This window comes from Pseudomonas synxantha (assembly GCF_900105675.1).
Classification (GTDB): Bacteria; Pseudomonadota; Gammaproteobacteria; order Pseudomonadales; family Pseudomonadaceae; genus Aquipseudomonas; species Aquipseudomonas synxantha.
The window spans coordinates 1324062-1348264 of sequence record NZ_LT629786.1 but is presented as its reverse complement, the minus strand read 5'-3'; the positions used below and the strand labels follow the sequence as shown (position 1 = coordinate 1348264).

Below are 24203 nucleotides of genomic sequence, written 5' to 3'. Positions count from 1 at the left end.
TGCCATCTCGGACGTATCGGTAAGCCCCCATCCAGCCAGTCACACGCTGCTTTCTGTGCTCGACGACATGCGCATTCCAATCAGATCCAACCGAGCCAACTCCAATAAGTGGCCGCAAACACTAACATCAACCCGTAACCAATCAACGTCACCAGGATCCCCACCTTGGCAAACTGCCGCGCCGTAAACGTTCCGGTGCCCAAACACACCATATTCTGCGGCGCATTGATCGGCAGGATAAACCCGTAGCTCATCACAAACCCCAGCAGCATCGTCATCCCCAACCGATTGAACTCCGCCGGCAAGGTCTGCAACACCGCGATCAATATCGGCAGCAACGCCGAGGTCAGCGCCGTCGCACTGGCGAACCCCAGGTGGATCACGATCAAAAACGCCGCCAGGATCGCAAACACCCCTAACGGCCCGACAAGGCCCAACCCGGTATGCGTCACCACCTGCGAGCCCAGCCATTGCCCAGCCTGGGTGGTCAGCAGTGCGGTACCCAAGCTGATCCCCACGCCGAACACAATCACAGTGCCCCAGGGGATGCGCGACTGCACATCCTTCCAAGTCATCACACCGATGCCCGGCAGCAGCAAAAAGACCAGACCTGCATAGGTCGTCGAAGTAGTGTCAAACGCGTGCAGGCGGCCTTCGGTGGCCCAGGCCAGCAGCAGCAACACCGAGACCGCCAACAGGCGCTTCTGCGGTCCGGTCATCGGGCCGATGTCCACCAACGATTGGGCCACCGCTTCCTTGCCGCCAGGAATGCTGTCGGTTTCCGGCGGCAGCAACTTGATCACCAGCAACAGCAATACCGCCGACATGATCACTGCCCACGGCGCGCCGGCGATCAGCCAGTCGATCCATGACACGCGCTGGCCGAGCATCTTGTCCATAAAGCCCACGGTCAGCAGGTTCTGTGCAGCGGCGGTCTGAATCCCGACGTTCCAGATGCTGGTGCCCTGGGCCACCACGATCATCAGCCCAGCGGCGATGTTCGAGCGTTTGTCGACGCCAAACGCGGCGACCACTCCCATCATGATCGGCACCACGCAGGCACTGCGCGCCGTGGCGCTGGGTACAACGAGGCTGAGCAGGATAGTCACCGCAATCGCCCCCAGCAAAATACCGCGCGTGCTGGTGCCGACCCGGGTCAGGGTCACCAGGGCGATGCGCCGGTCCAGGCCCGTGTGGGTCATGGCCGCAGCTATGAACAACGCTCCCGCCACCAACGCCAGCGCCGGATTGGAGAAGCCAGTGAGCGCCATGCTGATGGCCGGGCTGGAGCCGATCAGGTGCGTGGGATCCTGCAGCGACGGCGCAGTGCCCAGCAGAAACGCCATGAGCGAGGTGATCATGATCGCGCTGGCTTCATAAGACACCGCCTCGGTGATCCACACCACCACGGCAAACGCGAGGATCGCCAGCATGCGATGCCCGGCCACCGGCAGGTCGGCGGGCAGCGGCAACAGCAGGACGCCGACCATCACCAGCACGCCGACCACCAGGCCCAGGGGTAATTTGAAGGATGCCATGGTTATTGCCGGGGCGCTCATGGGGGGGTCTCCGTCGGCCTGTTAATCAGGCAGACACCATGGACCCATTCGCCGCAGCAGGTGTTGACGGGCATCAACGCACCACGCCGCCGCCCTCACCCGAAGAGATTCAGCGCAATGCGTTAGCCAGCATTCCAACCGCGACCACCACACACAGGCTGGCAAAACCCACCTGCAAGCTGCGTGCAGGAATCACCGAACACAACCGCCGCCCGGCCAGCATGCCGACGATGCTTGCGCCGATAAACATCCAGCCTACAGGCTCGATGCTAACCCCGGCATGAAACGCCCCCACTACGCCGATCAGGGAAAGCAGGCTGACCACCATCAACGAAGTCGCGACGATCCCACGCATTTGCACGTCGGTCAGTTGCTTGAACGCCGGCACGATCAGGAAGCCGCCGCCCACGCCAAGCAACCCCGAGACCGCGCCGGTCACCGCGCCCAAAGCAGCCAGGGTGGCCGTGCATTTGGCCGTCCAGGCCAGGCGCCCGGTCTGCTGATTGAGCATGCAGTTCTTCTGGCCCCATGAGGCCGAGCCATGGTCGCTTGGCCCGGCTTCGGCTTTCTCGCGCCGCAACATGCGCCAAGCCACCAGCACCATCAAGGCACTGAACAAACCCATCAGCAGTTGCTCCGACAATTGGTGGGCGACGAACACGCCCAGCGGCGAAAACAATGCGCCCAGCAATGCGATCAACAGCGCAGCGCGATAACGCACCAGCCCATGGCGCAAGCCATCAATGGCGCCCACTGCCGCCGCCGCGCCTACTGCGAGCAGCGACACCGGGGCGGCCTGGGTCATGCTCAAGCCCAGCCCCAGCACCAGTGCCGGCACCCCGAGGATGCCGCCGCCGGCGCCGGTCAGGCCCATGACCAGGCCCATCAATACACCCAACACACTGGCCAGCAGCATTCAGTCCACCTTGCTCAGGCGGGTCAGCCACTCGCGGCCCTTGAGCATGCCGTTCCAGTAGAACCACGGCAGCAGCGTGGCCTTGAGGAACCACATGGAGCGGCGCGCCCGGGTCGGGTCGAGGGGAAAGGTCGGCAGCAGCTTGCCGCCGTAGCCGAACTCGGCGAGTACCACCTTGCCCTTCTCCACCGTCAGCGGGCAGGAGCCATAGCCGTCGTACTTGAGCGGCAGCGGCGCCTGTTTGCGCAGGGCCAGCAGGTTCTCGGCCACCACCACGATCTGCTTTCGCACGGCGGCGGCGGTCTTGGCGTTGCTGGTGCCGCACACATCGCCCAGGCCGAAGATGTGCGGGTAGCGCAGGTGTTGCAGACTGTGGGGGTTCACTTCGCACCAGCCGGCGGCATCGGCCAGCGGGCTCTGGCGGATAAAATCCGGGGCCAGCTGCGGCGGCACGACGTGCAACATATCGAAGGTTTTCTCTTCGACGTTCACCTTGCCTTCGGCGTCCTTCACTTCGAACCAGGCCTTGCGCGCCGGGCCATCGACTTTCACCAGGTTGGAATTGAACGCCAGGCGCGCGTTGTATTTCTCGACGTATTTCATCAACGGCGGCACAAAGGTCGGCACGCCGAACAGCGCGGCGCCGGCCAGGTTGAATTCGACGTCGATGTTGTTGAGATTGCCCTGCTTGAGCCAGTGGTCGCACGACAGATACATGGCTTTCTGCGGCGCGCCGGCGCATTTGATCGGCATGGCCGGCTGGGTGAACAGCGCCTTGCCGCCCTTGAGTTGCTGCACCAGTTGCCAGGTATAGGCGGCGTGCTCATAGCTGTAGTTGGAGGTCACGCCGTGGCGGCCGAGGGTGTCCTGCAGGCCCTCGATTTTCTCCCAGGCCAGGCGCAGGCCGGGGCAGACGATCAGGTTGTTCCAGGTCACGCGCTGGCCGCTGTCGAGCACCAGGGTTTGTTCGTCGGGCAGCAGCTCGCTGACGGCGGCCTGTACCCAACTGACGCCGTTGGGCAACACGTCGGCCAGCGGGCGACGGGTCTTTGCCAGGTCGTAGGCGCCACCGCCCACCAGGGTCCAGGCCGGCTGGTAACAGTGGTAATCGTTGGGTTCGATCAGGGTGATGTTCAGGTGCGGGTCGCGCTTGAGCAGGCTGGCCACCAGGCCGATGCCTGCCGAGCCGGCGCCGATAACGACGATATCGCCACTGATGGTGGGTCCCCAGTGTTGTTCGGTCATTGTCTACTGCCTTTTTGAGTCAATGCACACAAGGGTCGCTGCCGGATGGCGTCACGCCCAGCTTTTTATGACCGCGCCGCAATACAGGCCGGACAGGGTCTTCATTACTTGAATCACTTCGTGGCTGGCCAGGCCGTAGAAAATGTATTTGCCTTCACGACGGGTTGCGACCAGCCCTTCATCGCGCAGGATGCCCAACTGTTGGGACAGGGTGGGCTGGCGCACGCCAGTCAAGGCTTCGAGCTCGCCGACGTTGCGCTCGCCCTGGGTCAACTGGCACAGGATCAACAGCCGGTCTTCATTGGCCAGGGCCTTGAGCAGGCAGCAGGCCTTGGACGCCGACGCACGCAACTGGGCGACTTCGCCCTCACTCAAGGTAGATTCCATTTGCTTCGGGTCCTTTATGTCACTTAAGCTCAAGACATTATGTTTAAACATAAACTGATTGTAACCACTTTTTTCTTCATCGGGGACAGCCGCCATGCCAGCGTTGATTCAAGCCTTTCTGGATGACGCATCGTCGACCTACACCTATATCGTCTATGAAGCGGATGGCGGCCCCTGCGCCATCGTCGACTCGGTGCTCAATTACGACCCGGCGTCCGGGCGTACCGACACCGCCCAGGCTGACAAGGTCATTGCCTTTGTGCGCGAGCACGGCTTGCAGGTGCAGTGGTTGCTCGAAACCCACGCCCATGCCGACCACCTGTCCGCCGCGCCCTACCTTCGTCGCACGTTGGGCGGCAAGATCGCGATCGGCGAGTCGATCAGCAAGGTACAGGGTGTGTTCAAGCACCTGTTCAACCTGGAGCCGGAATTTCGCGTCGACGGTTCACAGTTCGATCACCTGTTTGCGCCGGATGAAATCTTTCATATCGGCGGTTTGAAAGCCCAGGCCCTGCATGTGCCGGGACACACCCCGGCCGACATGGCCTACTTGATCGACGGCCGCTTGATCCTGGTGGGCGACACGCTGTTCATGCCCGACGTCGGCACCGCCCGCTGCGACTTTCCCGGCGGTGATGCGCGGCAGTTGTACGCATCGATGCGCAAGCTGCTGGCGTTCCCTTCGGATACCAAGCTGTATGTGTGCCATGACTATCCACCTGAGGGGCGTGAGGCCAAGTGCCTGACGACGGTGGCGGAACAACGGGCGGGGAATATCCACGTGCATGACGGGGTGGATGAAGCGACGTTTGTAGAGATGCGCACCACCCGTGATGCCGGGCTGGGCATGCCGACGCTGTTGTTGCCGGCAATCCAGGTGAATGTGCGGGCGGGGAACATGCCGCCAGCGGAAGAGAATGGCGTGACCTACCTGAAGATCCCCCTCAACCAACTTTGAAATGCGGTAAAAAAATGTGGGAGGGGGCTTGCTCCCGATAGCAGTGGATCAGCTACACATAAGTTGACTGACACACCGCTATCGGGAGCAAGCCCCCTCCCACATTTTGTCCTGTGTTGAATCAGGAACCGAGGCTGATGCCGTTGGCCGGCAATGGCAGTGCGGTTTTGTAGCGCACTTGCTTCAAGGCAAAGCTGGAGCGAATGTTCGCCACCCCCGGCACCTTGGTCAAAAAGTCCATCATGAAGCGCTCCAGCGACTGGATCGTCGGCACCAGCACGCGGATCAGATAATCCGGATCACCCGCCATCAGATAGCACTCCATCACTTCCGGCCGGTCGGAGATCGCCCCTTCGAATTGCTGCAATGCCAGCTCATTCTGCTTTTCCAGGCTCACATGGATGAACACATTGACGTGCAGCCCCAACAGGTCGGCATCCAGCAGCGTGACCTGCTCACGAATCAGGCCCAGCTCTTCCATGGCCTTGACCCGATTGAAACACGGCGTCGGCGACAAGTTGACCGAGCGGGCCAGGTCGGCGTTGGTGATCCGTGCATTCTCCTGCAGGGCGTTGAGAATGCCGATATCGGTACGGTCCAGTTTGCGCATGAGACAAAATCACCTGTTTATTATGTTTATGCAGTTTTTTTATCCGCAAATGGTCCCGGGCGCAATGAAACACAGATAAATATTCTTCTACGCCACGCCTATGATTGTTGTAGGACAGGATTTCTTCTACCCGAAGACTGACTGTCAGCTAGCGCGCCCACTACAAGAAATTCACAAGATAGAGCGTAGAAAGCCATGACCCAGCCGTATGCACCGCTGCGCCTGCACGTTCCCGAACCCTCGGGCCGCCCGGGCTGCAAGACCGATTTCACCTACCTGCGCCTGACCGACGCCGGCCTGGTACGCAAACCCGCCATCGACGTAGAACCCGCCGACACCGCCGACCTGGCCAAGGGCCTGATCCGTGTGCTCGACGACCAGGGCCAGGCCCTTGGCCCGTGGGCCGAAGGCGTGCCTGTCGAGATCATGCGCCGCGGTATGCGCGCCATGCTCAAGACGCGCATCTTCGACAACCGCATGGTGGTCGCCCAACGTCAGAAAAAGATGTCGTTCTATATGCAAAGCCTTGGCGAAGAAGCCATCGGCAGCGCCCAGGCCCTGGCCTTGAACATCGACGACATGTGCTTCCCCACCTATCGCCAGCAAAGCATCCTGATGGCCCGCGACGTGCCGCTGGTGGACCTGATCTGCCAACTGCTGTCCAACGAGCGTGACCCGCTCAAGGGTCGCCAGTTGCCGATCATGTATTCGGTCAAGGATGCGGGTTTCTTCACCATTTCCGGCAACCTCGCCACCCAATTCGTCCAGGGCGTGGGCTGGGGCATGGCCTCGGCGATCAAGGGCGATACCAAGATCGCCTCGGCCTGGATCGGCGACGGCGCCACGGCTGAATCAGACTTCCACGCCGCCCTCACCTTCGCCCACGTCTACCGCGCGCCGGTGATACTCAACGTGGTCAACAACCAATGGGCCATCTCTACTTTCCAAGCCATCGCCGGCGGTGAAGCCACCACCTTCGCCGGACGCGGCGTCGGTTGCGGCATGGCCTCCCTGCGGGTGGACGGCAACGATTTTATCGCGGTGTACGCCGCCTCGGCCTGGGCTGCCGAGCGTGCGCGCCGCAACCTTGGGCCAACCCTGATCGAATGGGTCACCTACCGCGCCGGTCCGCATTCCACCTCCGATGACCCATCCAAATACCGCCCCGCCGACGACTGGAGCCACTTCCCGCTGGGCGACCCGATTGCCCGCCTCAAGCAGCACCTGATCAAGATTGGCCAGTGGTCCGAAGAGGAACACGCGGCGGTCAGTGCCGAGCTTGAAGCCGAAGTGGTCAAGGCGCAGAAGGAAGCCGAGCAGTACGGCACCCTGGCCGGCGGCCAGATTCCAAGCGCCGCGACCATGTTCGAGGACGTCTATAAAGAGATGCCGGAGCACTTGAAGCGCCAGCGTCAAGAGTTGGGGGTGTGACATGAACGACCACAACAACAGCATCGAACTGGAAACCGCCATGACCACCACCACCATGACCATGATCCAGGCCCTGCGCTCGGCCATGGATGTGATGCTTGAACGTGACGACAATGTGGTGGTGTTCGGCCAGGACGTCGGCTACTTTGGCGGCGTGTTCCGTTGCACCGAAGGTCTGCAGACCAAGTACGGCAGCTCGCGGGTATTCGACGCACCGATCTCGGAAAGCGGCATTGTCGGCGTGGCCGTGGGCATGGGTGCCTACGGCTTGCGCCCGGTGGCTGAAATCCAGTTCGCCGACTACGTCTACCCCGCCACCGACCAGATCATCTCCGAAGCGGCACGCCTGCGCTATCGTTCGGCCGGCCAGTTCACTGCGCCCCTGACCATGCGCATGCCCTGCGGCGGCGGCATCTACGGTGGCCAGACCCACAGCCAGAGTATCGAAGCGGTGTTCACCCAGGTCTGTGGCCTGCGTACAGTGATGCCGTCCAACCCCTATGACGCCAAGGGCCTGCTGATCGCCTCCATCGAGAACGATGACCCGGTGATCTTCCTTGAGCCCAAGCGCCTGTACAACGGCCCGTTCGACGGCCACCACGACCGCCCGGTAACGCCGTGGTCGAAACACCCGCAAGCCCAGGTTCCGGACGGTTACTACACCGTGCCGCTGGACGTGGCCGCCATCGTGCGCCCAGGTTCGGCCGTGACCGTGCTGACCTACGGCACCACCGTGTACGTCTCCCAAGTCGCCGCCGAAGAAACCGGCATTGACGCCGAAGTCATCGACCTGCGCAGCCTGTGGCCGCTGGACCTGGAAACCATCGTCAAGTCGGTGAAAAAGACCGGCCGTTGCGTGGTGGTGCATGAAGCCACCCGCACCTGCGGCTTTGGTGCCGAGCTGGTGTCGCTGGTGCAAGAGCATTGCTTCCACCACCTGGAAGCGCCAATCGAGCGCGTCACCGGTTGGGACACCCCCTACCCGCACGCGCAGGAATGGGCGTATTTCCCAGGCCCGTCCCGAGTGGGCGCGGCGTTGAAACGGGTCATGGAGGTCTGAATGGGTACGCACGTTATCAAGATGCCGGACATCGGCGAAGGCATCGCGGAAGTTGAATTGTCGCAATGGCATGTGAAGGTCGGCGACCTGGTGGTTGAAGACCAGGTGCTGGCGGATGTAATGACCGACAAGGCGATGGTGGATATTCCCTCGCCGGTCCACGGCAAGGTGATTTCCCTCGGCGGCGAGCCGGGTGAAGTCATGGCGGTGGGCAGTATTTTGATCAGCATTGAAGTGGAAGGCGCGGGCAATACCAGGGATGTGCCGGCGGCCGCCGAACCGGTAAAGGCCGCGCCTGTGGCCGAAGCCAAACCTGCACCGGCACCGGTGGAAAGCAAACCCGCGCCTGCCGTGAAAGCGCCGCAAGCCCCCGTGGCCCGTGAAGCCAGTGAGCGCCCCCTGGCCTCCCCCGCCGTGCGCAAGCACGCGCTGGATGCGGGGATTCAACTGCGCCTGGTCCAGGGCACGGGCCCGGCGGGCCGGATTCTTCACGAAGATCTGGAGGCGTACCTGCAGCAGGGTCCGGCCGCCGGTACGAGTGCAGTCAACCCTTACACCGAGCGCAATGACGAACACCAGATCCCGGTGATCGGCATGCGTCGCAAGATCGCCCAGCGCATGCAGGACGCCACCCGTCGCGCCGCGCATTTCAGCTACGTGGAAGAAATCGACGTCACCGCCCTCGACGAGTTGCGCGTGCACCTCAATGAGAAGCACGCTGCCACACGCGGCAAGCTGACCCTGCTGCCGTTCATCGTGCGCGCCATGGTGGTGGCGCTGCGCGAGTTCCCGCAGATCAACGCCCGCTATGACGACGAAGCCCAGGTCATCACCCGTCTCGGCGCGGTGCATGTGGGCGTCGCCACCCAGAGCGACGTTGGCCTGATGGTGCCAGTGGTACGCCACGCCGAAGCCCGCAGCCTGTGGGGCACTGCCGAGGAAATCGCACGCCTGGCCAACGCTGCACGCACGGGCAAGGCCAGCCGTGAAGAGTTGTCCGGTTCGACCATCACCCTGACCAGCCTTGGCGCCTTGGGCGGCATTGTCAGCACGCCGGTATTGAACCTGCCGGAAGTGGCCATCGTCGGTGTCAACCGCATCGTCGAACGGCCCATGGTGATCAGGGGCCAGATCGTGGTACGCAAGATGATGAACCTCTCCAGCTCCTTCGATCACCGCGTGGTCGACGGCATGGACGCGGCGCAATTCATCCAGGCCATCCGCGGCCTGCTCGAACAACCCGCCAGCCTGTTCCTGGAGTAAAGGCATGACTCAGACATTGCACACCACGCTGCTGATTATCGGCGGCGGCCCGGGCGGTTATGTGGCGGCGATTCGCGCCGGTCAGTTGGGTATCCCCACCATCCTGGTGGAAGGCCAGGCACTGGGCGGCACCTGCCTGAACATCGGCTGCATTCCGTCCAAGGCCCTGATTCATGTGGCCGAACAGTTCCAGCAAACCGTGCACCACAGCCAGGGCTCGCAACTGGGTATCGAAGTGGATGTGCCGACCCTGGACATCCGCAAAAGCGTGGAATGGAAAGACGGTATCGTCGACCGCCTGACCACCGGCGTCGCAGCGCTGCTGAAAAAACACAAGGTGCAGGTGATCCACGGTTGGGCCAAGGTGGTCGACGGCAAGACCGTCGAGGTGGGCGAACAGCGTATCCAGTGCGAGCACCTGCTGTTGGCCACCGGTTCGAAAAGCGTCAATCTACCGATGCTGCCGATTGGCGGGCCGATCATCTCCTCCACCGAAGCCCTGGCGCCAACCCGCGTGCCCAGGCGCCTGATCGTGGTGGGCGGCGGTTATATCGGCCTGGAACTGGGCATTGCCTATCGCAAGCTCGGTGCCGAAGTGAGTGTGGTCGAGGCTCAGGAACATATCCTGCCCGCCTACGATGCCGAGCTGACCTTACCGGTGGCCGAGTCCCTGAAGAAACTCGGGGTGAAGTTTTACCTTGGGCACAGTGTCACCGGCTTTGCCGACAACAAACTGCAAGTGCGCACGCCCGACGGCGACTCTCTCGCGCTGGACACCGACCAGGTGCTGGTGGCCGTGGGCCGCAAGCCCAACACCCAGGGCTGGAATCTCGAAGCGCTGAACCTGGACATGAACGGCGCAGCGATCAAGATCGACAGCCGCTGCCAGACCAGCATGCGCAATGTGTACGCCATCGGCGACCTCAGCGGCGAACCGATGCTGGCGCACCGGGCCATGGCCCAGGGTGAGATGGTTGCCGAGCTGATCAGCGGTAAAGCCCGCGAATTCAACCCGGCTGCGATTCCGGCGGTGTGCTTTACCGACCCGGAGCTGGTGGTAGTCGGCAAGACCCCGGACGACGCCAAGGCCGCCGGCCTGGACTGCATCGTGTCGAGCTTCCCGTTCGCCGCCAATGGCCGGGCCATGACCCTGGAGTCCAAAGCCGGCTTCGTGCGGGTGGTGGCGCGACGTGACAATCACCTGATTGTCGGTTGGCAAGCCGTGGGTGCCGGGGTCTCCGAGCTGTCCACCGCTTTTGGCCTGAGCCTGGAAATGGGCGCGCGCCTGGAGGATGTGGCCGGCACCATTCATGCCCACCCGACCCTGGGTGAAGCGGTACAGGAAGCGGCGTTGCGGGCATTGGGGCATGCGTTGCATATGTAAAACCGTGGCGTGGCCATCGGGGGCAAGCCCACCTCCCACAGGGAAATGCATTCCAAATGTGGGAGGGGGCTTGCCCCCGATAGCGGTGGTGGATCGGTCAATACAGAGGCTGAAGGCGTCCACTCAGTGGCTCCCACACAAGCCAAGAATGCAGTATTGTTGCTCCCATCCAGAAAAAAATCCGACTTGACCAGAGATAGAGGGTGTCATGGGTAACGAAAGCATCAATTGGGACAAGCTGGGTTTTGACTACATCAAGACCGACAAGCGGTTTCTCCAGGTCTGGAAGAACGGCGAATGGCAGGAAGGCACCCTGACCGACGACAACGTGCTGCACATCAGCGAGGGCTCCACCGCCCTGCACTATGGGCAGCAGTGCTTCGAGGGCTTGAAGGCCTATCGTTGCAAGGACGGTTCGATCAACCTGTTCCGCCCGGACCAGAACGCTGCGCGCATGCAGCGCAGCTGCGGCCGCCTGCTGATGCCGCAAGTACCGACCGAAGCCTTCATCGACGCCTGTAGACAAGTGGTCAAGGCCAACGAGCGCTTCATCCCGCCGTACGGCAGCGGCGGCGCGCTGTACCTGCGCCCGTTCGTGATCGGCACCGGTGACAACATCGGCGTGCGCACTGCGCCGGAGTTCATCTTCTCGGTGTTCTGCATCCCGGTCGGTGCCTACTTCAAGGGCGGCCTGGTGCCGCACAACTTCCAGATCTCCGGCTACGACCGCGCCGCGCCGCAAGGCACCGGCGCCGCCAAGGTCGGTGGCAACTACGCCGCCAGCCTGATGCCGGGCTCGGAAGCGAAGAAATCCGGCTTCGCTGACGCGATCTACCTGGACCCGATGACCCACTCGAAAATCGAAGAAGTCGGCTCGGCCAACTTCTTCGGGATCACCCACGACAACCAGTTCATCACACCGAAGTCGCCTTCGGTACTGCCAGGCATCACCCGCCTGTCGCTGATCGAACTGGCCCAGACCCGCCTGGGCCTGGAAGTGGTCGAGGGCGAAGTGTTCATCGACAAGCTGGACCAGTTCAAGGAAGCCGGCGCCTGCGGTACCGCGGCAGTGATTTCGCCGATCGGCGGCATCCAGTACAACGGCAAGCTGCACGTGTTCCACAGCGAGACCGAAGTCGGCCCGATCACCCAGAAGCTCTATAAGGAGCTGACGGGTGTGCAGACCGGTGATGTTGAAGCGCCCGCGGGTTGGATCGTCAAGGTATAAGCCAGCGACACCGCAATACCCTGTGGGAGGGGGCTTGCTCCCGATGGCGGCAGGTCAGTCAACATCTTCATCGACTGACACTCCACTATCGGGAGCAAGCCCCCTCCCACATTGGATCTCCAGTATTTTCAGGATTGAGGGATATTCCCGACAATCTTCTTGCCCAACTCCACCCCATACCCCAACGCGTCGTAGAACCCCACAACTACGTCATTGCCGCCAGTGATCTGCAGGTTGATCTTCATGCAGCCCAGCGCCGTCACCGCCTGCTCGGCAGGTTATGCGTCGCGCCATGCTGATCGTTCCCACGCTCCGCGTCATCTACCGACATTTAAGTTGTCCGGCGGGACGCGGAGCGTCCCTGGCGGCATTCCCACGCAGAGCGTGGGAACGATCAACTGTAAATGCATCCACCCTGTCAAGTTTGACAGTAGAGATGCGCAGGGATCGAGATTATAAATGCAGAGGCTGGATTCTCACCAAACCTCAAGGAGACACCTCATGGGCAAATTTATCATTCACCTCACGACAGATGACTTCGAAGGTGACGCAAGCAAAGAAATATTGATGGAAGTATTGAATGCCCCCAACGATCCCGACCCTCTTCTGGTGTATGCCAGTTCCAGCGAAAAAAATGGTTTTTATGACCGTTCCTCAAACCCGGGGGATGCCGACGGTGACGGCGATGTCGAAGGGGATATTGACGACAAGATCCTGTTTCTGAACTTGGCGAATGCTTTTGCGGCAATGAAAGGCTATACCGCGAAGCGGAAAAAATAAGCGTAAGCCTTAAAGGCTAGACGGATGATCAGATTGCTGTCGGTCATCTACTCTGTCCTGGAATACACTCAACGATCCTCTTACCCATACTGATCCTCGGCTCCACCCCATACCCCAGCGCCTCATAAAACCCCACCACCACGTCATTGCCGCCGGTGATCTGCAGGTTGATCTTCATGCAGCCCAAGGCCGTCAACGCCTGCTCGGCATGGCGCACCAGCGACGATCCCAAACCATGGCGACGATAGTCGGCATGCACAGCCACGGAGTACAGCCAGCCACGGTGACCGTCATAACCGGCGAGTATCGTGCCGATCACGGCTTTCTTGTCGGTGGCGACGAAGAACAACCCATCGTTGACCGCCAGCTTCTTGTCAATCGCCAGGCTCGGCAAGTTATGCGCAGTGTCGTAAGCAAAGGCCTCCTCCCACAGCGCAACCACCTGCGCACGGTGCTGACGGTCACGGTACAGGCCGATGGGGTGCCGGGATGACAGCGCCTTTTCCATCACCAGCGTGCGCTCGTTGCCATGGTAGACATCGCGCACGGTATGAAAACCCAGCCTGGTGTAGAAGGATTCCGCAGTCAGCGAGGATGGCACGCTCAATACCGTTACGCCCGCCTCCCGGGCACGCAATTCGATCTCGATCATCAACAACCGGCCAATGCCCTGCCCTTGCAACGCCGGATTGACGAACACCGAACGCACTACGTTGGCGTCAAGGGCAGCGGTGGCAACGATCACCTGGTCCTGGGTGGCCACCAGCACGACACGGCGCTTGAGCAATTCCAGCACAGCCTCAGGGGAAAAATTGCTGGCGACTCGCGCAATCACATCCGCCGGATAATCCCGCGCATTACTGCTGTGCAAGGCGGCCAGGATGACCTGGCTGATGCCCTCGGCATCGGCTGGCTGGGCGAGGCGAACGGCGGTAGACATAATTCCTCCTGGCGGACACAACGATAACAATCACCACAATACCAATGTGGGAGCTGGCTTGCCTGCGATAGCGGTGTGTCAGCCAGATTAATGGGGCTGACACACCGCTATCGCAGGCAAGCCAGCTCCCACAGGTTGATCGCATTTCAATCTGACAGCCGATTCGGCTGCATCACTGCCCTTTTCAGCTTTCCCGGCTGGGCCGCCCTGCTGTTTCAGCCGAGATACTTCCCCGACAACGCACAAAATAGCGCTACAAGATCACCCCATGGACCCGTGCCCCCATGCAAACCACCAACACCGTCCTGATGATCCGCCCGGCGCGCTTTGCCTTCAACCCGGACACCGCGATCAACAACCGTTTTCAACGCCCGCCGCCGGACCCGCTCAGTGCACAGCACAAAGCGCTGGAGGAGTTCGACGGTTATGTCGAAACCCTGCGCAATCACGGCGTGGAAGTACTGGTGGTGCAGGACACCCCGGCGCCCCACACTCCGGACTCGATCTTCCCCAACAACTGGTGGAGCAGCCACGCCGACGGCAGCCTGGTGCTCTACCCCATGGAGGGCCAGAACCGCCGCCTGGAGCGCAACAAAGGCGTACTGCAGGTACTGGAGCAACGTTTTGCGATAAAAGACACCATCGACCTGAGTCACCTTGAACAACAGAACATCTTCCTCGAAGGCACCGGCAGCATGGTGCTCGATCGCCAGCACCGCATCAGCTACGCCTGCCACTCCGGGCGCACCCACCACGCCGCCCTGCGCCAGTTCGCCGAACGCCTCGACTACCAGCTCTGCGTGTTCCACGCCCTCGACCGCCACCACGCGCCGATCTACCACAGCAACGTAATGATGAGCGTCGGCCGCGACCTCGCGGTGGTGTGCCTGCAGGCGCTGCCTGATGAGGGCGAGCGCCTGACTTTGGAGCGCTCCCTGCGCGACACCGGCAAAGACATCCTCGCCCTCGACTTCGACCAGTTGGAAGCCTTCGCCGGCAACATGCTCGAAGTCCACGACCGTGACGGTCAGCCGCTGCTGGTGATGTCCGCCAGCGCCTGGGGCGCGCTGCAACCTGCCCAGCGCCAGCATGTGGAGCGCCACACGCGGCCGGTGGTGGTGAATATCGACAACATCGAACGCATCGGCGGCGGCAGTGCCCGCTGCATGCTGGCCGAAGTGCATCTGCCAGCACGTCCCTCATTTCAATAAGGAGTCTTGCCATGACCCGTTACATCGACGTCAACGACCTCAGCTACCTGGTCTCGCAGAAAGGCCTGCAAACCTGCATCACCGAGATGGCCGACTATATCCGCGCCGACTACCTGCGCTGGCAGGATTTCGAGAAATGCGCGCGCCTGGCCAACCATTCACCAGATGGTGTGATCGAGCTGATGCCGGTGTCCGACGCTTCGCTATACGCCTTCAAATACGTCAACGGCCATCCGAAAAACACCCTGGCCGGCATGCTCACGGTGATGGCTTTCGGCGCCCTGGGCGATGTGGACACCGGCAAACCGGTGCTGCTGGCGGAAATGACCCTGACCACCGCGATCCGCACCGCCGCCACCTCAGCCCTGGTTGCCCGCTACCTGGCCCGCGCCGACAGCCGCAGCATGGCGCTGATCGGCAACGGCTGCCAGAGCGAATTCCAGGCCCTGGCCTTCCACGCCATGCTCGGCATCACTGAAATCCGCTTGTTCGATATCGACCCCAAGGCCACCGCCAAGCTCGCCGCCAACCTCAAGGCGTTTCCGGCGATCAAGGTGGTCCTGGCCGGCAGCGTCGCCGAAGCGGTCAAAGGCGCGGATATCGTCACCACCGTCACCGCCGACAAGGCCTACGCCACCATCCTGACGGACGAGATGATCGAGCCCGGCATGCACCTCAACGCCGTGGGCGGCGATTGCCCAGGCAAGACCGAGCTGGACCGACGCATCGTCGAGCGCGCCCGCGTGATCGTCGAGTACGAACCGCAAAGCCGTATCGAGGGCGAGATCCAGCACATGCCGGAAGACTCGCCAGTCACCGAGCTATGGCAGGTGATCAACGGCCAGAAACCCGGCCGCGAGAATGAGCGCCAAGTCACCCTGTTCGACTCGGTGGGTTTTGCCATCGAAGACTATTCGGCCTTGCGCTATGTGCTGGACGTGGCCAAGGCCCTCGATGTAGGCAGCGAACTGGAACTGGTACCCGACCTGGCCGACCCGAAAGACCTGTTTGCCCGCCTGGCCCAGCAGCCGGCCGCACAGCAGAAAAAGCGCGCCTGAGACCGCTCTGGCCTGCCGCTTTGCGCCAAGGGCAGGCCGGATTTTCACCGATGAAAAGCCGATTCAGCGGGTGTCACAGCCGATTCAGCTGCATTGCTCGTTTTAACAGCGCAATTTGCGCTTTGTGCACCGGGTAAACGACACAAAAAACGCACCATCATGAAGCATTCTCTGCTCCCAGTTATTCACTGCCCTGACATCAATTACAAAATAAAGGGACCTCCACATGACTCCACTGCGATCACTTTTCGCTGCTTTGCTGTTGCCACTGTGCGCTACTGCTGCCCACGCTCAGGAGTGGAAAGAAATCCGCTTCGGCGTGTTCCCCGAATACCCACCCTTCGAATCCGTAGCCGCCGACGGCAGCCTGCAAGGCTTCGATATCGAATTGGGCAACGCCATCTGCGCCAAGCTCGAGGTCAAATGCACCTGGGTGCACAACGAGTTCGACGGCATGATCCCGGCCCTGCGGGCGCGCAAGTTCGATGCGATCATGTCCTCCATGGCGGTGACCCCGGCGCGGGAAAAAGTCATCGATTTCACCGATCGGCTGTTCCTCAGCCCGACGTCGGTGATCACTCGCAAAGGCGCGGATTTCGGCGACACGCCCGAATCCCTCAATGGCAAGCAAGTCGGCGTATTGCAAGGCTCGCTGCAGGAAGCCTATGCGCGGGCACACCTGGCCAAGCTTGGTGCGCAGATCAAGGCGTACCAATCCCAGGAGCAGAACTACGCCGACCTGCAGAACGGTCGCCTCGACGCTACCCTGACCGACAAGCTCGAAGCCCAGCTCAACTTCCTGTCCAAGCCCGAAGGCACCGACTTCAAAACCGGCCCGGCCTTCAAGGACCCGACCCTGCCCCTGGACATCGCCATGGGCCTGCGCAAGAACGACCAGGCACTGCGTGAGCTGATCAACAAGGGCATCGCCGCGGTACAGGCCGATGGCTCCTACGCCAAGATCCAGAAGAAATACTTCGGCGATCAAGATATCTACAACGAATAACTAAGCCATCGCCTGCCCTGTGGAACACGCTTGTGTGGGAGGGGGCTTGCTCCCGATAGCAGTGTGTCAGTCATTGAAAATATTGACTGAACCACCGCTATCGGGAGCAAGCCCCCTCCCACACAAGTCGGTTCCCACAGAGATTGAGTGTGTGCCTTTTAGAGATCTTCCCCATGAACGAACTCTTCAACCTGCAAGGCTACGGCCCGATGCTGGCCCAGGGTGCCTGGATGACGCTCAAGCTGTCCTTCCTGGCCCTGGCCCTGAGCCTCAGCCTGGGCCTGGTCGCCGCTGGCGCCAAACTCTCCAGCGCCAAATGGCTGCGCGTACCGGCCACGCTGTACACCACGCTGATCCGCAGCGTGCCGGACCTGGTGCTGATCCTGCTGATCTTCTACAGCCTGCAACTGTGGCTCAATGACCTGACCGAAGTGTTCGGCTGGGGGTATTTCGAAATCGACCCGTTTACCGCCGGGGTGGTCACCCTGGGGTTTATCTATGGAGCGTATTTCACCGAGAACTTCCGGGGCGCGATCCTCAGTGTGCCGGTAGGCCAATTGGAAGCCGCTACCGCCTATGGCCTGAGCCGCTGGCAGCGCTTTCACCTGGTGCTGTTCCCGCAACTGATGCGCTTTGCCCTGCCGGGCCTTGGCAATAACTGGCTGGTGCTGCTCAAGTCCACGGCGCTGGTGTCGATCATCGGCCTGTCGGACTTGGTCAAGGCCGCGCAGAACGCCGGCAAGTCCACCAGCGAGCCGCTGTACTTCCTGATCCTTGCGGGGCTGGTGTACCTGGTGATCACCACCCTCTCCAACCGCATCTTCAAGCGCCTCGAACGGCGCTACAACCTGGGCATCAAGGGGATGGCGCGATGATCGAACTGTTCCAGCAATACGGCCTGGCCTATCTGTTCAGCGATGGCACGGGGTTGTCAGGCGTGGCCATGACCTTGTGGCTGTTCATCATCTCGGTGGTGCTCGGCTTTTGCCTGTCGATCCCCCTGGCGCTGGCGCGGGTTTCGCAGCACTTTTGGCTGCGCTGGCCGGTGGAGGTCTACACCTACCTGTTCCGTGGCACACCGCTGTATATCCAATTGCTGATTTGCTACACCGGGCTGTACAGCCTGGAGGTGGTGCAGGACAACGCCCTGCTCAACCAGTTTTTCCGCAATGCGCTGAACTGCACCCTGTTGGCGTTTGTGCTCAACACCTGCGCCTACACCGTGGAAATCTTCGCCGGGGCGATCCGCAATATTCCCCACGGCGAAATCGAAGCGGCACGCGCCTATGGCCTGCACGGCTGGCGGCTGAACCTGTATGTGGTGGTGCCCGCCGCCTTGCGCCGCGCGCTGCCGGCCTACAGCAATGAAATGATCCTGATGCTGCACGCCACTTCGCTGGCGTTCACCGCCACGGTTGCCGACATCCTCAAGGTCGCCCGCGACGCAAATGCCGAGACATTCCTGACCTTCCAGGCCTTCGGCATCGCCGCCCTGCTCTACATGCTGCTGTCCTTTGCACTGGTGGGCCTGTTTCGACTGGCCGAACGTCGCTGGATGCGTTTTCTTGTTCCTACCCGAGGCTAACCCATGAATCAGTCCGCGCAGGCCCTGGCCGCTTATCCGGTGGATGTACCCGTGACCAACGCTGCAACTGCCGCGATCAAGCTGCAAGTCGAAGGCATCCATAAACGCTACGGCGACCATGAAGTGCTCAAGGGCGTGTCCCTCAATGCGCGCCAGGGCGATGTGATCAGCCTGATCGGCGCCAGCGGTTCGGGCAAGAGCACCATGTTGCGTTGTATCAATTTTCTCGAACAACCCGACGCCGGGGTTATCACCCTGGATGGCATCAGCATCCAGATGCAGCAAGGCCGCGCCGGCAGCCGCGCACCGCATCAGGCGCAACTGCAAAACCTGCGCACGCGACTGGCCATGGTGTTCCAGCACTTCAACCTGTGGAGCCACATGACCGTGCTGGAAAACATCACCATGGCCCCGCGCCGGGTGCTGGACGTGAGCGCCGCCGAAGCGGAAAAACGCGCACGCCTGTACTTGGACAAGGTTGGCCTGCCAAGCCGCGTGGCGGACCAATACCCGGCGTTCCTGTCCGGTGGCCAGCAGCAGCGCGTGGCGATTGCCCGGGCGCTGGCAATGGAGCCGGAGATTATCCTGTTCGATGAACCGACTTCTGCCCTCGACCCAGAACTTGTAGGAGAAGTCCTCAAAGTCATACAGACGTTGGCCGAGGAAGGTCGTACCATGCTGATGGTCACCCACGAAATGGGCTTTGCCCGCCAGGTGTCCAGCCAGGTGCTGTTCTTGCATCAGGGCCGGGTCGAGGAACACGGCGGCGCCGAGATCCTCGACCATCCCAACAGCGAACGCTTGCAGCAATTTCTTTCCAACCGTTTGAAGTGAACCCATGGATACCAAGGCCAACGGACCCCATTCTTCCCCTGCGCTGGATCGCATCGACGAAGCGATCATCGACGTGCTGCGGCACCAGGGGCGTATCACCTACGAAAGGCTCTCATCGCTGGTGCACCTCACCCCCAGGCCCTGCCTGGAGCGGGTGCGCAAGCTGGAGCGACGCGGGGTGATCCGTGGGTATGGGGCGATCATCGACGTGCAAATGGTCTCACCGGGGCTGTCGCTGCTGGTGCTGGTGGCCTTGTCCAACCAGAGCGGGCGTTCGGCACAAAAGGCCTTCGAAGCCTGTGTGAAGGCCTGCCCGCAGGTGTTCGAATGCCAGCTGATCAGCGGGCCGTTCGACTACAGCCTGCGCATGCGCTGCCGGGACATGGAGCATTACCGGGTGCTGACCGAGACCTGGTTGAATAATGATGAGTTGCACATTGATAAGTTGGTGGCGCATCCGGAGTTGGCGGTGGTCAAGAACACTGCTACCGAACTGGCCTGATCCCTCTTCCCCAAGCCAATGAAGATCCAATGTGGGAGGGGCGGTGCGACGATTCGACTTGCTCCCGATAGCAGTGTGTCAGTCAGCTCATCTTTCACTGACCCACCGCTATCGGGAGCAAGCCCCCTCAAACAACAAGTAAGCTACTGATTTTAAAGAGTTAAAATTTAGTCTTAACGCCGGATATTTTGGTGGCGGCCCAGGTTGCTGCGCGACGGCGCCACGTCGACGATGTGACCGGGTTGTTGGGTTGTTGGGGCGAGTACATATCCGTTGCTTAGGTAACGGCCACTATAGGTTCCGCCCTTACGGCGGCTCACTTTTGAAAAGACGGTACGTGTCAATGTATCTGTCGCCTTACTACTGTTTTAGCAACCCATTGCGGCCTTAGCATCCGGTCGCTCCGGGTTCAGATAAACAGCTTCTGCAAGCTGCCAGTTACGTGTGTCCCCGCTCCAGCGGCTGGGATTAGCCGCTTTAGCGGACTTGTACAGATCATTGCGGGCTAGCAGCAAAGCCGGCGCCTTACCCTCGTGGCGCTCGTTCGGCGTCACGTACTTCAAGGCGCTGTGGCGGTGTTCTTCGTTGTACCACTCAACAAATTTCTGCACCCAGAGCCTCGCTTGAGTCAGGTCGTCGAACGGCTGGTCTGGCCACAGCGGGCAATATTTGGCTGTGCGGAAAAGCGCTTCGGCGTATGCGTTATCGTTGCTAACCCGAGGGCGGCTGAAGGACGGTTCAACACCCAGCGAGATCATGCTTTCACGCAGCAGCGAGCCCTTCATCACATGCCCGTTGTCCGAGTGCAGAATCAACGGCCGACCCGCGGTATGCTCCCGTAAACATCCCTTTTCAAGTAGTGCACAAGCATGTTCTGAACATTCGGACTCATGTACTTCGTTGGTCACCAACTTGCGGCTGTAGATGTCCTTGACCATGTACCAGTAGTAAAAACGGCCCTTGATGGTGGTGGGTAACCAAGTGATATCCCAACACCACACCTGATTAGGGCCGTCGGCACGATGTGTGGTCAAAACTCTGCGCTTGGGCGCCTTCGCTCGACCACGGCGTGTGTTCTGATTCGCTTCTCTCATCACCCGATAAAACGTGGACTCCGATGCCAAATAAATGCCTTCGTCCGCTAGTTTTGGGACGATTTGATGCGGTGTCAGGCTCGCATAACCAGGTTGATTGGCGGCATCCAAAACAGCCTGACGCTCTAGAGCGCTAAGTTTGTTTGGCGGCGCTTCGCGCTGGACTGTCTGGCGTCTGTCTACTGCGCAGGTTCGCCAGCGCTGGACTGTCCGCAGACAAAGCCCAAGTTCATTACACGCCCGAAATCGGCGCGCCCCACTGGCTACTGCTTCGGCGATCAGCCCTAAAACCTGTATACGATCGGAGGCGCTGATCAGTCTTCCTCGTCCTTGCCCCAAATCGCATTGGCTTTTTTTCTGAGCTCCAGCAAAGCCACCGCCTCCTTGCGATCAGCGTCGGAGCGAAGCAGTTGCCGCTCAAGCTCCTTAATTGTTGTTTGCTCGACGGATTGCTTCTTAGAGGGCTGAGGATCAGGTGTGTCGTTGGCGTTCTGGCACGCTAGGCGCCATTGTTGAATCTGCTCAGGATAAATGCCTTTGATTCGGCAGTATTGAGAAAGCTCAACCTCGCTCAACGGTGCGGTTTCCATAACGGCATTAAACTTATCGGCACTGGACCACTGATCACTTGTCTTGTTATTGCCTGGAACGACCAAACCTTTATCTCTAGCCATTTGTCTCCAATCTCGTAGTGACTGTGGGGTGACGCCGATTGCAACGGCGAGTTCTGCCACCGCTCGATTAAGGGGCGGCATCATTTGCAGAACCGCCCAATCTTTGAAGTCATTGTCATAACATTTCGGCATTGCCAAACACCTTCGCCCCCTTGAATGATTGAGTCAAACATCAGAGGTGACAGATAGGCTGACACGGGGGGCTCTTTTCAAAAGTGACCCGCTGTAAAAGCGGAACCAATAGTGGCCGTAACCTAAATAACGGATATGTACTCGGTCTGATCCAACATCCCGGTCGGCTGTCAGGCCGCCACGGGAGCAAGCTCCCTAGTTTGCTGCGCGACAGCGTCACATCGAAGATGTGGTGGAGGCTCCCACATTTTTTTCAACCGTGCCCGCTTGCAATACGCTTGCCGGGTTTAGTACCCACCAGCTTCGCTTGCCCATCCTTCTGCTTGCCCGTCCGCGCCTCGCTGATCAACCCCGGTATCAACTTGCCCTCCGGCAGATTCTTCCAGAATCGACTCGGCAGGTGCCCCTCCATCACCTTGGGGTTCAACCGCGCCGGGTTGAAGATGTAGCTGTAGTAGGTCAGCCACATCGCACTGTGGGGGTCGTCAACATTCTGCGCCAGTTGCTGCCAGGCCTCGGGGCACCGGCGTTGATGAATCAACTGTTCGCCGTCGTAATACACCCCGTCCAGGGGCGTCGCGATCATCCAGCGATGGCGGCCCATGCGCCCGACAAAGTGCTGGCTGGCGCTTTTGAGAATGTCGTGGGCCGGCTCATGCCAGGCCACGTACTCCGGCAGTTCCGGCCCCGCCTCGGCCGGCAGGGCAATAAAGCGCACAAACGCATGCAGGTGATGGGCTTCACGGCTGACCTGCTTGATGCGCCGCTGCAACTCGCTGCCCAGCTTGTCCCCCGCCAACATCGCGGTGCGATCACCATGGCTGACCCGCCAAAGCACCTCGTACAACAAACTCCAACGCTGATCGCCGTGGTAACAGGCGGCCGACTCCAGCAGTTCCAGCAGCGCCTTGGGGATCCGTGCCTGGAACGGCCCCAGCCCTGGCGGGATCGGCTCATCGGTGGCGAACAGGTCCGCCGCCTGCGTCTGGCCCCAACTCACCTGGCTGGGGTCGACCTGATGGCTGAGCAGCCAGCGCGCCTGTTCGCGCCAGGTGCTGAACAGGTTGTCGCATTCCAGGCTGATCATCCCCACAACCCCATCTGTTGTGGCTGCGGGCGGTCGCGCAATTGCTCGCGCAACAACACGCTGGTGCTGTCGGCCTGTTGCGGGTGGTAGTCGCTGGTGATGAAAAAAGGCTTGGCCTTGGCCAGCACGCAGCGCATGCGTGCAAGGTCTTCGAAGCGGATCTTGCGTTCGCGGCGCAGGTCCACCAGGCGCTGGGTGGTGCGCAGGCCGATGCCGGGAATACGCGCAATCAGGGTCGGCTCGGCGCGGTTCAGGTCCAGCGGGAACACCTCGCGGTGCTCAAGGGCCCAGGCCAGCTTGGGGTCGATATCCAGGGCCAGGTGGCCGGGGCCTGTAAACAGTTCGTTGGCGCTGAAACCGTAGCTGCGCAGGAGGAAATCGGCCTGGTACAAACGGTGTTCGCGCATCAGCGGCGGCGCGGCCAGGGGTACGCTTTTCGGGCTGTTGGGGATGGGGCTGAACGCCGAGTAATACACGCGGCGCAGCTTGAAATTGCCATACAACGCCTCGGCACCGTGGAGGATGGTGCTGTCATCGGTGTCGTCGGCGCCAACGATCATCTGCGTGCTCTGCCCGGCCGGGGCGAAACGCGGGGCACGGGGTTCGTTCAGCACCGTCTGCTCGCCGGTATAAATGGTCTGCATGGCCTGCTTGATCGAGACGATCTGTTTCTCCGGCGCCAGGGTTTGCAGGCTGGCATCGGTGGGCAATTCGATATTCACGCTGAGACGGTCGGCATAGCGCCCCGCCTCGGCGATCAGCGCCGGGTCGGCCTCGGGGATGGTCTTGAGGTGGATATAGCCACGAAAGTCATGCTCTTCGCGCAGCAGCTTGGCCACCCGCACCAGTTGTTCCATGGTGTAGTCGGCCGAACGGATGATGCCGGAACTGAGGAACAGCCCGCTGACGCAGTTGCGCTTGTAGAAATCCAGGGTCAGGGTCACCACCTCTTCCGGGCTGAAACGCGCACGGGGCACGTCGCTGGAACGGCGATTGACGCAGTATTGGCAGTCGTACAGGCAGAAGTTGGTGAGCAACACCTTGAGCAACGACACGCAGCGCCCGTCAGGTGTGTAGCTGTGGCAAATGCCCATGCCATCGGTGGACCCCAGCCCCGCCTTGCCCTCGGAACTGCGCTTGGGCGCGCCACTGCTGGCGCAGGATGCGTCGTACTTGGCGGCGTCAGCGAGGATGCTGAGTTTTTCGATCAACTGCATGGCGGGCTACCGATACTGGTTTTTTGTACAGTACCAATAGCC

Annotated in this window: 23 protein-coding genes and 1 pseudogene; 14 read left to right on the top strand and 10 right to left on the bottom strand. The window is 61.0% G+C overall.

Annotated elements, in window-relative coordinates:
• Positions 1-80: 80 nt before the first annotated feature.
• From BLU48_RS06455 to BLU48_RS06440, 4 genes are all read right to left on the bottom strand, one after another.
• Positions 81-1559 carry a DASS family sodium-coupled anion symporter gene (locus tag BLU48_RS06455; protein WP_057025205.1) on the bottom strand — a complete coding sequence of 493 codons (1479 nt, stop codon included), beginning with the start codon at positions 1557-1559 and terminating at the stop codon, positions 81-83.
• Positions 1560-1668: 109 nt separating this feature from the next.
• Positions 1669-2475, bottom strand: a complete 807-nt coding sequence (locus tag BLU48_RS06450) for a sulfite exporter TauE/SafE family protein (RefSeq protein ID WP_057025204.1) — start codon at positions 2473-2475, stop codon at positions 1669-1671.
• Positions 2476-3720 (bottom strand): NAD(P)/FAD-dependent oxidoreductase, encoded by a 1245-nt coding sequence (locus BLU48_RS06445; RefSeq protein ID WP_057025203.1) that lies wholly within the window; start codon positions 3718-3720, stop codon positions 2476-2478.
• Between the two features lie 51 nt (positions 3721-3771).
• Positions 3772-4107 (bottom strand): ArsR/SmtB family transcription factor, encoded by a 336-nt coding sequence (locus BLU48_RS06440; protein ID WP_043048744.1) that lies wholly within the window; start codon positions 4105-4107, stop codon positions 3772-3774.
• 94 nt (positions 4108-4201) lie between these two features.
• Here BLU48_RS06440 and BLU48_RS06435 point away from each other — a divergent pair, with 94 nt between their 5' ends.
• Positions 4202-5065: an MBL fold metallo-hydrolase gene (locus BLU48_RS06435; RefSeq protein ID WP_043048745.1), complete on the top strand. Its 864-nt coding sequence runs from the start codon at positions 4202-4204 to the stop codon at positions 5063-5065.
• A gap of 121 nt (positions 5066-5186) precedes the next feature.
• Here the strand turns inward: BLU48_RS06435 and bkdR are convergent, their stop codons facing one another.
• On the bottom strand, positions 5187-5675 hold the full coding sequence (gene bkdR / locus BLU48_RS06430; RefSeq protein ID WP_003174877.1) for a Bkd operon transcriptional regulator BkdR: 489 nt from the start codon (positions 5673-5675) through the stop codon (positions 5187-5189).
• Positions 5676-5870: 195 nt separating this feature from the next.
• Between bkdR and BLU48_RS06425 the strand changes: the two genes are divergently transcribed.
• The 5 genes from BLU48_RS06425 (at position 5871) to BLU48_RS06405 (ending at position 12041) form a co-directional block, all read left to right on the top strand.
• Positions 5871-7106 (top strand): 3-methyl-2-oxobutanoate dehydrogenase (2-methylpropanoyl-transferring) subunit alpha, encoded by a 1236-nt coding sequence (locus tag BLU48_RS06425; RefSeq protein WP_057025202.1) that lies wholly within the window; start codon positions 5871-5873, stop codon positions 7104-7106.
• Between the two features lies 1 nt (position 7107).
• On the top strand, positions 7108-8166 hold the full coding sequence (locus BLU48_RS06420) for an alpha-ketoacid dehydrogenase subunit beta (protein ID WP_005789444.1): 1059 nt from the start codon (positions 7108-7110) through the stop codon (positions 8164-8166).
• On the top strand, positions 8167-9429 hold the full coding sequence (locus tag BLU48_RS06415) for a dihydrolipoamide acetyltransferase family protein (RefSeq protein WP_057025201.1): 1263 nt from the start codon (positions 8167-8169) through the stop codon (positions 9427-9429).
• 4 nt (positions 9430-9433) lie between these two features.
• Positions 9434-10813 carry a dihydrolipoyl dehydrogenase gene (gene lpdA, locus BLU48_RS06410; RefSeq protein WP_057025200.1) on the top strand — a complete coding sequence of 460 codons (1380 nt, stop codon included), beginning with the start codon at positions 9434-9436 and terminating at the stop codon, positions 10811-10813.
• A 208-nt stretch (positions 10814-11021) separates the two neighbouring features.
• Complete coding sequence (locus BLU48_RS06405; protein ID WP_046068748.1) at positions 11022-12041, top strand: branched-chain amino acid aminotransferase; 1020 nt, start codon at positions 11022-11024, stop codon at positions 12039-12041.
• Between the two features lie 128 nt (positions 12042-12169).
• Here BLU48_RS06405 and BLU48_RS31630 read toward each other — a convergent pair.
• Positions 12170-12316, bottom strand: a pseudogene (locus BLU48_RS31630) (GNAT family acetyltransferase); the annotation flags it as partial.
• A 226-nt stretch (positions 12317-12542) separates the two neighbouring features.
• Here BLU48_RS31630 and BLU48_RS06400 point away from each other — a divergent pair.
• On the top strand, positions 12543-12821 hold the full coding sequence (locus BLU48_RS06400; protein WP_057025199.1) for a hypothetical protein: 279 nt from the start codon (positions 12543-12545) through the stop codon (positions 12819-12821).
• A 43-nt stretch (positions 12822-12864) separates the two neighbouring features.
• Here the strand turns inward: BLU48_RS06400 and BLU48_RS06395 are convergent, their stop codons facing one another.
• Positions 12865-13761 (bottom strand): GNAT family acetyltransferase, encoded by an 897-nt coding sequence (locus BLU48_RS06395; RefSeq protein WP_082636725.1) that lies wholly within the window; start codon positions 13759-13761, stop codon positions 12865-12867.
• 284 nt (positions 13762-14045) lie between these two features.
• On the opposite strand from BLU48_RS06395, the gene ctlX reads away from it, so the two are divergent.
• From ctlX to BLU48_RS06360, 7 genes are all read left to right on the top strand, one after another.
• The gene (gene ctlX, locus BLU48_RS06390; protein ID WP_057025198.1) at positions 14046-14972 is read left to right on the top strand and encodes a citrulline utilization hydrolase CtlX; all 927 of its coding nucleotides are present in this window, start codon (positions 14046-14048) and stop codon (positions 14970-14972) included.
• An 11-nt stretch (positions 14973-14983) separates the two neighbouring features.
• Positions 14984-16030, top strand: coding sequence for an ornithine cyclodeaminase (locus BLU48_RS06385; RefSeq protein WP_046068750.1), 1047 nt, complete (start codon positions 14984-14986; stop codon positions 16028-16030).
• A 226-nt stretch (positions 16031-16256) separates the two neighbouring features.
• Entirely contained in the window at positions 16257-17036 is a 780-nt protein-coding gene (locus BLU48_RS06380) for an ABC transporter substrate-binding protein (RefSeq protein ID WP_057025197.1), read from the top strand.
• A gap of 173 nt (positions 17037-17209) precedes the next feature.
• Positions 17210-17911, top strand: coding sequence for an ABC transporter permease (locus BLU48_RS06375; protein ID WP_057025196.1), 702 nt, complete (start codon positions 17210-17212; stop codon positions 17909-17911).
• Positions 17908-18621 (top strand): ABC transporter permease, encoded by a 714-nt coding sequence (locus BLU48_RS06370; protein ID WP_046068753.1) that lies wholly within the window; start codon positions 17908-17910, stop codon positions 18619-18621. The genes BLU48_RS06375 and BLU48_RS06370 overlap by 4 nt, the downstream gene beginning before the upstream one ends.
• Before the next feature lie 3 nt (positions 18622-18624).
• Positions 18625-19455 carry an ABC transporter ATP-binding protein gene (locus BLU48_RS06365; RefSeq protein WP_231989019.1) on the top strand — a complete coding sequence of 277 codons (831 nt, stop codon included), beginning with the start codon at positions 18625-18627 and terminating at the stop codon, positions 19453-19455.
• A 4-nt stretch (positions 19456-19459) separates the two neighbouring features.
• Positions 19460-19957, top strand: coding sequence for an Lrp/AsnC family transcriptional regulator (locus BLU48_RS06360; protein WP_043048767.1), 498 nt, complete (start codon positions 19460-19462; stop codon positions 19955-19957).
• A gap of 368 nt (positions 19958-20325) precedes the next feature.
• Here the strand turns inward: BLU48_RS06360 and BLU48_RS06355 are convergent.
• The 3 genes from BLU48_RS06355 to BLU48_RS06345 all read right to left on the bottom strand — a co-directional run bounded on the left by BLU48_RS06355 (position 20326) and on the right by BLU48_RS06345 (position 24161).
• Positions 20326-21857, bottom strand: a protein-coding gene (locus BLU48_RS06355) for an IS3 family transposase (RefSeq protein ID WP_231989018.1) whose coding sequence is annotated in 2 segments (ribosomal slippage) — positions 20326-21416 and positions 21416-21857 — 1533 coding nt in all. Because the reading frame shifts where the segments join, the coding sequence is not laid out codon by codon here.
• 253 nt (positions 21858-22110) lie between these two features.
• The gene (locus BLU48_RS06350) at positions 22111-22944 is read right to left on the bottom strand and encodes a TIGR03915 family putative DNA repair protein (RefSeq protein ID WP_057024903.1); all 834 of its coding nucleotides are present in this window, start codon (positions 22942-22944) and stop codon (positions 22111-22113) included.
• Positions 22941-24161 carry a putative DNA modification/repair radical SAM protein gene (locus BLU48_RS06345; protein WP_043048769.1) on the bottom strand — a complete coding sequence of 407 codons (1221 nt, stop codon included), beginning with the start codon at positions 24159-24161 and terminating at the stop codon, positions 22941-22943. Before BLU48_RS06345 ends, BLU48_RS06350 begins: the two co-directional genes overlap by 4 nt.
• Between the last annotated feature and the right edge of the window lie 42 nt (positions 24162-24203).